We start from the raw sequence: 13,634 nt of genomic DNA on the forward strand, positions 1-13,634 counted from the left end.
TTGCCACTATTGGTGCCGAATGATGCGGTTATCCACAGTTTGGCGTCGTTTGACCTTGTGACTTTCGATCCGGCCGTTTTGCCGTAACAATGAGGGAGTCCGGCGCACGAACCAGCCCGGCCGGCACCGATGGGGGGAGCAGTACGTGAGTGCAAGCACGACGACTACGGCAGTCAGGCTGAAGAAGCCTTCCTGGAAGGATCCGCGGCTCCTGCTCGGATTCCTGCTGGTTCTGGCGTCCGTGGCGGGTGTGGTCTCGCTGGTTAGTGCGGCCGACCAGACCACCGAGGTCTATGCGGCAAAAGGGCCGATCGCCGTGGGGGAGAAACTCACGGCGGAGAACGTCAACCGGGTAAAAGTCAGGCTCGGTGACGTCGAAGGGCACTACGTCACGGCGGAAGCCGGGCTTCCCGAAGGCGTGGTTGCGGTCCAGCGCATCGGCCCGGACCAGTTGGTCCCGCGGGACAGCCTCGGCAAGCCCGATGCACTAGACCGCAAACCGGTTGCCATCACCATCGACGAAGCTCTGCCGGAGCAGGTCGCCGCCGGTTCGCGGGTGGACGCCTGGGTGGCGCTTCCGGATGCCCGCAACGGGTTCAGCGAGCCGAAGTTACTGCTTCCCGGGGCCGAGATAGCCGAGGTCACTCCCGGCTCGACCGCCCTGGGGTCTTCCCGGTCCACTGTGGTCATGGTGCTCGTCACTGACGAGCAGATGCCGAGGCTGCTGGGAGCGCAGGCGAACAAGGCCAAGATATCCGTCGTCTGGAACCCGGGCGGTGGAACCTCATGAGTATTCCGGTGGTCACGGTCGGGCAATCCCGCGAGGACCTGGTCGGTGGCTTGGAACGCCTCCATGGACCGGTCACCGTCGTGCGGAGGTGCTCGGAACTGACTGAGCTTCTGGCCGCCTGCCAGAGCGGACTTGCGCGGGCAGCCGTCGTCGCCGAAGGAAGCGACGAACTGACGGCTTCGCTTGTTGACCGGCTCACAGCCGTGGGGGTCGTGATCGTTGCGTTGACGGACAGCGCAGCCGAGACGGCTCGGCTGACCGCGATCGGCGTTACTGTTGCGCCGGCGGGGGTGGATTCGGCAGCACTGGCGGGCAGGATCTCGGGCGCAGTTGCCCAGTGGGCGCCTCCCGGCTCGTTTCAGGCGGATGACCGCGGGTTCGCAGACACGGGTGCCGCCATCCGGACCGTGCCGGGCGCGGGAGTTGATGTCCAGGCAGAGCCGTCCGGTACGGGCCGGATCATCAGCGTATGGGGTCCGGCCGGGTCGCCGGGCCGGACGCTGGTGGCAGCCAACATGGCCGGTGAACTGGCTGCTGCGGGCAACTCAGTCCTCCTGATCGACGCTGACAGCTATGGAGCGAGTGTCGCGGGAGTACTGGGATTGCTGGACGAATCTGCGGGGCTGGCGCAGGCCTGCCGGTTGGCCGACCTGGGCCAACTGGATGCCGACGCCTTGCTGAAGATCGCCACCCCAGTCGCCCTGAAGACGGGCACGCTCCAGGTTCTGACCGGGATCACACGCGCTGATCGCTGGACGGAGTTGCGCGCTTCCGCCCTTGGCGTGGTCTTCGAGAAAGCCCGTGAAGTGGCAGAGTACACAGTTGTGGACACCGGATTCTGCCTCGAGGCAGATGAAGAACTCAGTTTTGACACCATGGCCCCGCGCAGGAACGCCGCCACGCTTCGGAGCCTTGAACTGGCGGACACCGTTTACGCTGTGGGGTCGGCCGACTCCATTGGCGTGCCGCGGCTGGTCCGGGGCCTTTCCGAGCTTGAAGCTGCAGTTCCCCAAGCGTCGCCGCAGGTGATCCTGAACAAAGTCCGTGCTTCGGCCGCCGGCCGCTTCCCCGAGCGTCAGCTCCGGGCGGCGTGGGAAAGGTACGGGCCGGCGGAAGGCATATCCGCGTTCCTCCCATCGGACAGCGTCTCCTGTGACACGGCACTGTTGTCCGGAAACCTATTGCTCGAGGCCGCACCCGAATCGGGGCTGCGTCAGGCGATTGCGAAAATCGTTTGTGCACCCGCCCAGCAAAAACGCCGATCCTCTGTCTTTTCTTCCACAGCGAAGCGTCATCTAAAGGGCTAGGCTCGCCATAAGGGTTGCAAAGAGGCAACTATGAACTTGTGATGGAGGCGTTTGTCGATGTCGTCTGGGTCCAGCGTGGAGGATCAGTCCGTTTTGCTCGGAGCCCGTGAAGGGTACTTCGGAGACTACTACGAGCACCTAGCGGAGGAGGACTCCCGGGCTTACTCACCGGATGTCCTTGCCGCCCGCGCCGAAACCCACCGCGAGGTGGCTGCTGTCCGCGTCCCGGGCACGGCCAACGTCCGGATTGTGGACGAACCCGATTGCAGCGTCGTGTACATCGTCACGGACGATATGCCGTTCCTGGTGGACTCGGTAAACGCCGAGCTCGTTCGCCAGAACTCGGCGATTCATCTCGTCCTCCACCCGCTTTTTGTTGTGACGCGTAACCGGGAAACCGCTCGGCTCACAAAAGTGGACAGGGTCCCGTCCAGCATCGGCATTTCCAGTGGCGACACTGCAGCCATGCCGAGCCTGTCGCACCTTATTGCCCAGGGCGACAACGCCTCGCATATGGAGTCGTGGATCGCTGTCGAAATCGGACCTGCCAGCGAGGAAGCGCATGCGCGGCTCATCGAAGGCATCGAACGAGTCCTCGGGGACGTCCGGGCAGCTGTGGAAGACTGGCCGAAGATGCGCAACAAGGCGCTTCAGATCGCCCAGGACCTGGACAACGTGGCCAACCCCTCGCAGATCGAGGAACTGCGCCAGGCCCAGGACCTCCTTCGGTGGCTCGACGACGGCAACTTCACCTTCCTTGGCTACCGCGAATATGACCTCGTCAACGAGTCCGGCGAGGACGTGCTGGAACTGCGGGAGGAGAGCGGCCTCGGGCTGCTGCGCAGCGGAGCCGACGGACACCACGTCCAGCACCTCACGGTTGCTGGCCGCAGGAAGGCGCGTGAAAAGCGCGCCCTGGTCATTACCAAAGCCAATTCCCGGTCCACAGTGCACCGCCCGGCATATCTTGACTACATCGGAGTCAAGAGCTTTGACGCCGCCGGAAACGTAAACGGCGAGCAGCGGTTCATCGGCCTCTTCGCCACCAGCGCCTACGCTGGTTCCGTTAGGAACATTCCGATTGTTCGCGAGAAGGTTGAAGCTGTCCTTCGCAATGCGGGGTTCCCGCCGCACTCGCACTCCGGCAAGGACTTGCTGGGCATCCTTGAAACGTACCCCCGCGACGAGCTGTTCCAGATCGAGATTTCGGACCTTGCTGCGACGGCAACCGGGATCCAGCGGCTTCAGGAGCGGCGGCGCACCCGGCTGTTCCTGAGGCCTGATATCTACGGTCGGTTCATGTCCGCACTCGTGTATCTTCCCCGCGACCGCTACACGACCAACGTCCGCCTCCGCATTGAGCAGGAACTCCGCGAGACCTTCCACGCAGTCTCCATTGACTACGAGGCAAGGATGACCGAGTCCGCGTTGGCCAGGTTGTTCTTCCGTATCCGGTTGCCCAAGGACGCCGACGTCAGCGACGTCAATGTTGAAGAGCTTGAGAAGAGGCTCGTCCGGGCTGCTCGTTCGTGGAGTGAGGGCATCACCGAAGTGCTGCGTGCCAGCGCCACCGACGACGACAACAAAGGGCTTGCCTCGGCCTGGGCTGAGGCCTTCCCCGCCAGCTACCGCGTGGACTACGAGGTTGAGGACGCCCTGACGGACATCGCGCGGTTCGAGAAATACGGGTCGGCTGCCGAGCTGGCTGAAAAGGGCACTCAGGAGCGGCCGGGGGTCCACGTGTACCTGCCGGAGGGGGCCGGAGCCACGCTTGAAGAGGACGCCCGGGTCAAGCTCTACATGCTTGAGCCGAAGAGCCTTAGCCAGATTCTGCCGTACTTCCATAATCTTGGTCTTGAAGTGCTCGATGAACGGCCTTTCGAGATCGAGACGGCGGACAAGCGGGACTTCTTCCTGTACGACCTCGGTCTCAAATACCCCGCGGGGGTGGCCCCCCTCGCGACCGGCCAGTTGTTGGCGGACGCTTTCGGCGCCGCCGTTTCCGGTGATGTCGAGTCGGACAGTTTCGACCGGCTGGTCCTGCGCGAGGGCATGCACTGGCGCCAGATTGTGGTCCTCCGCGCGTATGCGAAATACATGCGCCAGATGGGCAACACGAATTCGTTCGGATTCATTGCCGACACGCTGCTGGCCAATCCCGACGTGACTCGTTCCCTGAGCGCCCTGTTCGCGGCGCGCTTTGACCCCGCCGTCGAGGACGACGTCCGGGCTGAGCGCCAGGCGACCGTCCGCGCGGAACTTGCAGCCGCCATCGAACAGGTCGCCACGTTGGACGCAGACCGTGTGCTCCGGACGTTCGCGAACCTCATCGAGGCAACACTCCGTACGAACTTCTACCAGCAGAAGCCGTACCTGAGCTTCAAACTGAATCCGGCCGCGATCGACGGCCTGGCCTTCCCGCGCCCGATGTACGAAATCTGGGTGTACTCGCCCAGGGTGGAAGGCGTGCACCTGCGCTTTGGCAAGGTGGCCCGCGGCGGGCTGCGCTGGTCTGACCGGCGCGAGGACTTCCGCACCGAAATCCTTGGCCTTGTTAAGGCACAGACCGTCAAGAATGCCGTCATCGTGCCCACCGGCGCCAAGGGCGGATTCTTCGCCAAGCAGCTCCCGGACCCTGCCGTCGACCGGGCGGCGTGGATGGCGGAGGGCGTGGAAAGCTACAAGACGTTCATCCGTGGTCTTCTGGACCTTACGGACAACCTGATCACGACTCCGGACGGCGAAGCGGTGGTTCCGCCGGCCGACGTCGTCCGCCACGACGACAACGACAATTACCTTGTCGTCGCTGCCGACAAGGGAACCGCAACGTTTTCGGACATCGCCAACGGGCTGTCGGCAGAGTACGGCTTCTGGCTTGGCGATGCATTCGCTTCCGGCGGCTCCGTGGGCTACGACCACAAAGCCATGGGGATCACGGCGCGCGGCGCGTGGGAATCGGTCAAGCGCCACTTCAGCGAACTGGACCTGGACACCCAGTCGGAGCCGTTCACAGTGGTGGGCGTCGGCGATATGTCCGGGGATGTCTTTGGCAATGGAATGCTGCTTTCGCAGCACATCCGGCTGTTGGCGGCATTCGACCACCGCCACATCTTCCTGGATCCGAATCCCGATGAGGCGACGTCCTATGCAGAGCGGCAGAGGCTCTTCGATCTGCCTCGGTCCTCCTGGGACGATTACGACAAATCCCTCATCAGCGAAGGCGGCGGCGTCTTCGGACGGCAGGCAAAGTCTATTCCGGTCTCCGATCAGGTGCGCGTTGCCCTCGGACTGCCTGACGGCACCACCGAACTGAGCCCGCCGGAACTCCTTCGAGCCATTCTCCTGGCGCCAGCGGACCTGCTGTACAACGGCGGCATCGGAACATATGTCAAGGCAAGCACCGAAACGCATGCCGAGGTGGGTGACAAAGCGAACGACGCCATCCGCGTCGACGGCCGCGACCTCCGCGTCAAAGTGGTCGGAGAAGGCGGAAACCTGGGCATGACCCAGCGCGGACGTATTGAAGCAGCGCTTCAGGGAGTCATCCTGAATACCGACGCCATCGACAACTCGGCCGGCGTCGACTGCTCGGACCACGAGGTCAACATCAAGATCTTTGTTGACCGCATGGTTGCCGCAGGCAAGCTCGAGGCCGCGGAGCGGGCGGACTTCCTGGCATCGATGACGGATGAAGTCGGGCGGCTCGTCCTGGAAGACAACATCGACCAGAACATCCTGCTCCTCAACGACCGCATCCGTGTTGCGGAGTGGAGCCCCAGCTATGAGCGCCTCATGGACTGGCTGGAGAAATCCGCCGACCTCAAACGGGAGCTTGAAGCCCTGCCGACAACGGCGACGCTTCGTGAACGCCTGGAACAGGGGCAGGGACTGACCTCGCCCGAGCTTTCGGTGCTGGCGGCCTACGCGAAGATCGAACTCGCCACGGCGCTGCGTGAGAGCGATCTCGCGGACGATCCCTGGTTCAGGCAGACCCTGCGCGAGTACTTCCCCAAGCAGCTTCGGGAGAGGTTCGACGCCGAGCTCGACACCCATCCGCTGCGGCGGGAGATCATCGCCACTGTCGTGGCCAACGACATGATCAACCTCGGCGGCATTACGTTCGCGTTCCGCACCTTTGAGGAAACCTCCGCCAACGAAGCGGCCGTGGCCAAAGCATTCGTCGCCCTCCGCGAGATCTACGAGCTGGACGTCATGGTGGGAGAGCTCAACGAACTGCCGGCCTCCTTCCCGACCGAGCACTGGAGCACCGTCCACCTGGACATTCGGCGGCTTCTGGACCGCGCGGTCCGGTGGGTGCTGGGCCAGGGCAGCGCCTCCCGGCCGATTTCGGAAATCGTGGACGAATTCAAGCCGCTGATGGATCCGATGCGTGCCCGTCTCCTCGATTACCTGCGTGGTGAAGACCGTGCACGCGTCGCCGCGTGGCTGGAAAAAGCCCGAAGCTGGGAACTTCCGGAGGAACTTGCCCACCGCTGGGCCGAGCTGTTCGAAAGCTTTGTGCTGCTCGACATCGCCAAGATTGCCCACATCAGTCCGGAGCCGGTGGAGGACATTGCGCACGTGTACTACACGGTGTTTGACCGCTTCCATGTGGACTCCCTCCTGGAACGGATCACCAAGCTTCCGAGGCGGGACCGCTGGCAGGCACTTGCCCGCGCTGCCTTGCGCGACGACCTTTACTCCACGATTTCGGACATTACGACGTCGGTCCTTGAGTCCACCTCTGCCGGAGCCCCCGCGGAGGGCCGGGTCCTGGACTGGGAAGGCCTGAATGCCGAGCAGCTCAACCGTGCCAGGAGCATGTTTGACGAGGTCAACTCACTCGAAGCGGACGATATGGCGTCACTGTCGGTAGCATTGAGGCTCTTGAGGTCAATCGTCCGACGCTAGGGACCCGTTCCAAGCGTCGAATCTGGAGGTGTAGTGGCAATCTTTACGGACCCCATCAGGGAACATGCTGATTTTGGGCCGGGGGATGCCGAGTGGCTGCACCTCCTGGTGGGCGACTGGCAGATGGTCGCCGACCTCGCCTTCGCTGACCTTGCATTGTGGTTTCCGCATCCTGAGTTTGGCTACGTGGCTCTGGCCCACGTCCGCCCCTCCACCACGCACACGGTGTTCCACACCGACTTCGTGGGGGAGGGTATCAGGTCGGATCTGCAGCCCCTGGTTGACAAGGCCTGGAGCAGCCGGACCATTGAGCGGTCCAGCGAAACCAACTGGAGCAGCGACATGGCCCTCCGGGTCGAAGCAGTTCCCATGGTCAGAAACGGCCGGACGCTGGCTGTGGTGACCACACACATGGACTTGTCCAGTTCACGGATGCCGTCAAGGCTCGAATTGACGTACCGGCAGTGCGCCTACGACCTGCTGCGGATGGGTACCCTTGGCCTGTGGCCCGACTTTGCTTCGCCGACCGGGTCCCGCCGCGGCGCCCCGCGGGTGGGCGACGGTCTGATCCGGCTCGACGCCGACGGAATTGTGCAGTATGCCAGCCCCAACGGGGTATCGGCATTCCGGCGCCTTGGTGACGGTGAATCCCTCGAAGGCAGGTCCCTGGCAGAAGTCACAGCAGGACTGCTACGGGACCGTCGCATGGTGGACGAAACCCTGCCGCTCGTCGTGACCGGCAGGATGCCGTGGCGCAGCGAAATCGAATCCCGAGGAGTCAGCTTGTCACTTCGGGCCATCCCGTTGCGGGATGAGCAGCAGCGGTTCGGGGCTCTGGTGCTCTGCCGTGACGTTTCTGAACTTCGGCGCCGGGAAATGGAACTCGTAACCAAGGACGCCACCATCCGCGAGATCCATCACCGGGTGAAAAACAACCTGCAGACCGTGGCGGCGCTGTTGCGGATGCAGTCGCGAAGGATGGTCAGTGATGAGGCCAAGCAGGGCCTGGAGCAGGCCATGCGACGAGTCGCAACGATTGCCCTTGTCCACGAGACGCTTTCCCAGGGGCTGACGCAGAGCGTCGACTTCGATGAGCTGATTGGCCGTCAGTTCCGTCTTTCGGCCGAAGTCGCGTCACCCTCACAGCAGGTCAAGACGGCGAGATCCGGGCTGTTTGGTGAGCTCCCCAGTGATTTCGCCACCCCGCTGGCCTTGGTAATCAACGAGCTGGTGACGAACGCCGTAGAACATGGCTTGGAGGGAAGGACCGGAACTGTCTGGCTCCTGGCCGACCGGTCGGAAGGTGATGACGGAGACGAGTTCCTGACAGTCACTGTTGCCGATGACGGCGTCGGCCTGCCGGACACGCCTCACGTCGAGGGTCTGGGATTGCAGATCGTCCGGACCCTTGTCACGAGCGAGCTCGGCGGGAGTATCCAGTGGAAACCCCGTGAAGGCGGCGGCACTGCCGTGCAGATCGTACTGAACCTGCAGAACCGATGAGGCAGGACCCTTAAATGGCAGAGGCCGCGGACTGTGAAGTCCGCGGCCTCTGCCTTTGGCCCGAAGGCTGGAATATCCGTGGTCAGGAAGCCCGACGGGCGCGTGCAGCACGGCGCTTGAGGGCCCGGCGCTCGTCTTCGCTCATTCCGCCCCAGACTCCGGCGTCCTGTCCCGATTCGAGGGCCCACTGGAGGCAGGTGTCCACCACCGGGCAGCGGCGGCACACACTTTTCGCTTCCTCGATCTGGAGGAGAGCCGGCCCGGTGTTTCCTACTGGGAAGAACAGCTCCGGGTCCTTGTCGAGGCACGCTGCGCGGTTACGCCAATCCATGCTGATCAGTCACTCCATTCCTGGGAACTCGTTGGAAGCATCTTGTGAAAATATTCACTAGAGGCTACATAAGAAAGGGACCCTGCCGGGTCCCCTTGGTCATCTGAATTAAGCGTGTCATGTTAACGCTGTGTAAACAAGGGGTAATCGTCTAAGAAGTGCCTCTTAAGCGTGAGCGATACGTCACATAGGTCGCCAGCGCCCTCCCCGCTAACCGACTATGTCCGGTATGGTGCCAGTGTGTCAAGACCCCCAGAGAACCACGCCGGCCCCAGTTCCGCCTCCCCGGGAGCCCGGGCTGCCCGGCCCCCGGCCGTCACCGTGCTATCCCTGATCGTGGCCGTGGAAGCCACGGCTCTCCTTGTGGCAGCCGGCTGGTATGCCATTCAGCTGGTCACGGGAGCGCCGGTGCTTTCGTTTTGGGGAGCTGTGTTCACCCTGGCGCTCCTGCTGTCCTTTGCCGCCTGGCTCTACGCTGTTGCGTATTTCCTCTTCCGGGGATTCCGGTGGCCCAGGGCAGGGGCCCTGGTGGCCCAGTTGTTTGTCTTGACGATAGGATTTCCGACGCTTAGCGGCGGCTACATTGCCGCGGGAATCGCCATGGTCATCCCCGCGGTCAGCGCAGTGGTGCTGTTGTTCAACAAGACAGTGATCAGTTTTGCTTCGCGGGCCGGCGGGGCACCTCCCGCTCTGTGACCTGCGCGTGCGGACCGGGTCCGGCTGCCAGCTGCACGGGAGTTGTCCGGCCCTCGGCAATCAGGACCGCCCGCCCGGGCGGCGGGTTGGCTTCCACCTCGAAGCGGATGCCGAAGAACTCGCCGTCCATGATGTTCCTCGGCCCGATAAGGATTCCAGTACCCTGCCCGCGGGCGTGTGCAGCCAGCGGCACCCGGTGGCTGAGTGTCGGGCTGAACCCCGCCGTCAGTATTATCGAGAACCCCAACCCGTGCAGGGCTGCCAGGTGCCGGCTCGCTTCCGGTGTCTGCATATCGGCATCATCCACGAGCAATATTGAGTCGTTGGTGAGACCGCCGGAATCAGCGCCAGCCAGAACGCCCGCCCAATAGTTGGCTGCAATATCCTGGGGGCCGGGAAAGAACCATCCGGCAGCATCAGTATTCAAGTGCGGAATGGCTGCAAGAAGGGAACTCTTGCCGGAAGATGGGCCTCCCAGAACCGGCAAGACGCTTCCCGGTGTCAGGGGGACAACCGCCGGGACAAGTTCGTCACCGGTGATGCCGATGACTATTTTGCGGTTCTTGTGTATGCCTCCGGCGCCGGCCTCCCTGCTTGCAGCTGACGCCGCGACGGCAGTGACACGCGCCAGGACATCGGACACGCTCAGACGTGTGGGCAGCGCTTCGACTCTGAAAGGCCTGACGGCTGGTTCCTTAACCGTGGCCGTGGTTGTCATTCCCGCAGGGGGCGCGGCATAAAACTGGGCTGCCGATCCCTGGCTGCCCGTGAACGCACCGAATACGACTGCCCGTCCGCGGACCGCTGAGACGTCCGGCAGCCGCGGCCAGGCAAGTCGGGCCTCCTCAGTGGAGCCGGTGGGAAAGAAGGCCCGGTTGGGGACGGACGCGAAGTATCGGGACGTTACTACCTCCCGGTCTCCGGCAAGGAGCACCGTCACGCCAGCCTTGGCACCGTCCCGGATGATGTCCTGAACCAGGTCTTCCGCCCAGGCCAGTGGCCCGGCCCGAAGCGATGAGACCCACGAACCCCAGCCCGCAAGCACCAGCACAAGCGGCGGCCGCGCAGCCTCCTCCGCAGGGCGGCTAAGCCGCAGGGACAGTTCGAGTGCAACCCGTTCCAGGATTCTGACGGCCCGGCGAAGTTCGTGAAGCCCTGCCGCGGCGCCCACCCGCGGCAGGGAACGGACGGAGCTGAAGGAGTTTCCGGCGTCGAGCAGGTAGACGTGCGATTCCACGTCGTGAGCGATCAGCTGCTGCAGGGTCAGGTCCAGGGCTTCGTCCACCCCGCTGCCTGTTCCGCCGATGAGGGCCAGATGGCCGTGGCCGGACGGTTGCCATCCCAGCCGGGAAACCCGCTGCCGGCCGGGCTCGTCCAGTAGTCCGAGTTGTACGGACCAGCCGCAGGGATCGGAATTGTCTTCCGCGCCGGTGCCGGGAAGGGACACTATCGATGGCAACGGCATGGCCACGGGACGGCGGGGCGCGACGCCTCCCATGCTGTCCCAGAGTTGCACCAGCGATGTGACAAGAGGGCCGGCTGCCCGCGCCGGAGAGGGTGCCAGCGCAGGGGCTGCATACACGGCCGGGTCAGTTGCGGACGCCCCGAGGGCCTCCACAGCGCCGCGGACCCGGACCGCGGAAGCACCCAACGCAGCTTCGGCACCGGCCAGGGAGGCCGTCTGAAACTCGACGGGATCCTCCATCCCGCGGGCGAAGTAGGCCCGTCCGGGGCTGGACAGGGGAATTCCGGCGGCGACCCTGGAATTGATGATGTCTACCGATTCCATTTCCGACTGGACGCGCAGCGCAATACTGGTGGTGACGTTCGCGCGGATGTCCGCCGTAAGCGCTCCCTGGGGTCGCTGCGTGGCCATGATCAGGTGGATGCCCAGCGACCGTCCGATCGCCGCGATTCTCATCAGTTCCTTCAGCGCTTCAGGGGCGTCTTCGACGAGCATTCGGAATTCGTCGATGATGAGGACCAGGTTGGGAAGCGGACCGGCCGGGTAGCCCGCGGACCTGTAGCCCGCCAGGTCCGGGGCCTGCGCGGCGGCAAGCATTTCCTCCCGGTACCGGATTTCCGCGCGGAGGGAGGTCAGCGCGCGTTCCAACTCGTGCCTGGTGAGGTCTGTGAGCATACCCACGCAGTGGGGAAGCCCCGTCAACGGACCCAGGCCCGAACCGCCTTTGAAGTCTATGAAGAGGAAACTGATCCGATCTGGCGGGTAGCTGAGTGCAAGTCCGGCCGCCAGGCTCCGGAGAAGTTCGGATTTCCCGGAACCCGTGGTGCCGGCCACCAGGAGATGCGGGCCGTCCGACTCAAGGTCCAGCATGCGGGGACCCTGTGCCGCCATCCCGATGGGAACGGATAGGCCCGGACTCCGGTGCCCGGAAGCCCAACGAGCCGAGGTGTCCGCGGCGGAACCCGCAAGGACGTCGGCCAGGGAGCAGTTCTGCGGCACGGCCGGCCCGGAACTCGGACCGGGCTCAAACGACGGTGCCATGCTTCGGCAATATCGGTCGAAGAATCTTTCCGGGACGAAATCCGGGAAGAAGTCCGTCGCGGAGTCCGCAACGCTTACCCGGGCCGCGGGACCACCCAGTTCGATGAGACTGCCCGATGTGGCGGTACCGGCCTGTGTACAGTCAAGAACCTGCCAGCCTCGGCTGATCGCGGCGGCAGATATGCCTGGAAGTCCGGCGGGGCCGTCGGCGCCACCGGTCAGTATTAGTACGCCACGTTCATGGTCCCGGTCTATGCCTCGCTCCAGAAGGTGTGAAGTTGTCCTCAGGTTGGACGAAAGCGTTACCGGCGTCAGGTAGCGGGCGGTCAGCGGGAGGGACGAGGGTGGCCCGTGCACCAGGATCCGGGTCAGCGCCGAAGACCGGCAGCTTGTGAGCTGCATGATCACAAACCGGACCAGGCCGGCGACGTCCTGCTGCGGGCCACGGACAGATGTGAGGCCAGAAAGCTGAATGGTGACGGGCATGAGCCCCGCAGGTGGCGCCTCGAAGTCCGGGTCGGCCGGATCCAGGCTGATGTTGGCCAATTGCTCTGCCAGTCCGAGCCGCAGCGTGACGTCGTCGGGAACCGTCGGTCCTTCTGGCGGACCGGAATGGTCGGTTTGCCCCCTGAGAACGAGTTCGGCAGCCGACGGCGCGGACCGTCGTCGTCGTTCCACGTCCTCTTCAACGGCGGCAGTGACCAATGACTTGAGCCGGCGCCGCTGGCGGCGGCCGGCCATCACGGGAACGAGGACCGAGAACGCAGAAACCGCCGTAAACGCCAGAAACATCCACATCCCGGTGATGACTGCCAGACCCACGCCAATGAGTAGCGGCAGTGCCGCGGTGAGGAGGAGAACACCTCTGTTGCCCCCTTCCGGCCGATGCGGAATCTTCAGTGGCTCGGCCACGCTGGCTCCGGCCGACTCCCACTCCGGAAGCCGACATGCCGGCCCGGGACCGAACACTATGGACAGCGTCGAATTCCCGCAGCTGATGAGTGAGCACGTCGAAACCGAAGCCTGCGCCACCCGCTTTCCATCCACGAAGGTCCCGTTGACGCTATCCAAATCGGCGATGGTGACAGCCGTGTCCGTGACGTCCAACCTGGCATGCTCGCGCGACAGGGCAGCATCCGGAAGGGCGATTTCCGTGCCGCTGCGGCCGATCCGGTACGTGCCGCGCCGCAGGGGCACCACTGTCCCTGCGGCCGGACCGCTGTGTACGGCGATCAGCAGCGTCGCGGACCTTCCGTCGCCGACCTCTGGAGGTCTTTCTCCGGCCCCGTCAACGATGACGGCCCCGTTGACCAACGGCGGGGCGCCCAGAATGAGGCCGGACAACGGAAGACCTGATACTGACAGTTGCCCCGTGCCGTAGTCCCGCTCCAGGGCTTGCTGCAGCACGAGGCCGGCACCCCCGGGCGGGGACTCAATAGTGAGTTCGATCGGGGGACCGGCGCTGCCGGCGTCGGGCCCCCGGACCAGGGTGCAGTGGAGCGTCATCACGTGCTTTCCGTTGGGAAGGAGTAGATTTCTGCCCAAGCTACCGCCGGGCACCGCCGCGTGGCATCGGCCGCAATGGCCTAT

Annotated in this window: 7 protein-coding genes; 5 read left to right on the plus strand and 2 right to left on the minus strand. The window is 64.2% G+C overall.

All coding sequences use genetic code 11. From position 1 onward, the window contains the following. Window positions 1–145 precede the first annotated feature (145 nt). The 4 genes from JOE31_RS09145 to JOE31_RS09160 are packed head-to-tail and all read left to right on the plus strand — an operon-like array spanning window position 146 to window position 8,511. A complete protein-coding gene (locus JOE31_RS09145; RefSeq protein WP_209743505.1) occupies window positions 146–790 on the plus strand; it encodes a hypothetical protein in 645 nt (214 codons plus the stop codon). Then, complete coding sequence (locus JOE31_RS09150) at window positions 787–2,097, plus strand: chromosome partitioning protein (protein ID WP_209743507.1); 1,311 nt, start codon at window positions 787–789, stop codon at window positions 2,095–2,097. Before JOE31_RS09145 ends, JOE31_RS09150 begins: the two co-directional genes overlap by 4 nt. A gap of 57 nt (window positions 2,098–2,154) precedes the next feature. Then, window positions 2,155–7,008: an NAD-glutamate dehydrogenase gene (locus JOE31_RS09155; protein WP_209748287.1), complete on the plus strand. Its 4,854-nt coding sequence runs from the start codon at window positions 2,155–2,157 to the stop codon at window positions 7,006–7,008. Window positions 7,009–7,041: 33 nt separating this feature from the next. Further along, window positions 7,042–8,511, plus strand: a complete 1,470-nt coding sequence (locus JOE31_RS09160; RefSeq protein WP_209743509.1) for a sensor histidine kinase — start codon at window positions 7,042–7,044, stop codon at window positions 8,509–8,511. Between the two features lie 82 nt (window positions 8,512–8,593). Here JOE31_RS09160 and JOE31_RS09165 read toward each other — a convergent pair whose 3' ends face one another. Beyond that, window positions 8,594–8,842 (minus strand): WhiB family transcriptional regulator, encoded by a 249-nt coding sequence (locus tag JOE31_RS09165; RefSeq protein ID WP_003804966.1) that lies wholly within the window; start codon window positions 8,840–8,842, stop codon window positions 8,594–8,596. Between the two features lie 240 nt (window positions 8,843–9,082). Here JOE31_RS09165 and JOE31_RS09170 point away from each other — a divergent pair, with 240 nt between their 5' ends. Beyond that, the gene (locus JOE31_RS09170) at window positions 9,083–9,538 is read left to right on the plus strand and encodes a hypothetical protein (RefSeq protein ID WP_209743511.1); all 456 of its coding nucleotides are present in this window, start codon (window positions 9,083–9,085) and stop codon (window positions 9,536–9,538) included. Here JOE31_RS09170 and JOE31_RS09175 read toward each other — a convergent pair. After that, a complete protein-coding gene (locus JOE31_RS09175) occupies window positions 9,495–13,550 on the minus strand; it encodes an FtsK/SpoIIIE domain-containing protein (RefSeq protein ID WP_209748289.1) in 4,056 nt (1,351 codons plus the stop codon). The two genes, JOE31_RS09170 and JOE31_RS09175, sit on opposite strands and share 44 nt — an antisense overlap. Window positions 13,551–13,634 lie beyond the last annotated feature (84 nt).

The organism is Arthrobacter sp. PvP023 (assembly GCF_017832975.1).
Lineage (GTDB): Bacteria > Actinomycetota > Actinomycetes > Actinomycetales > Micrococcaceae > Arthrobacter.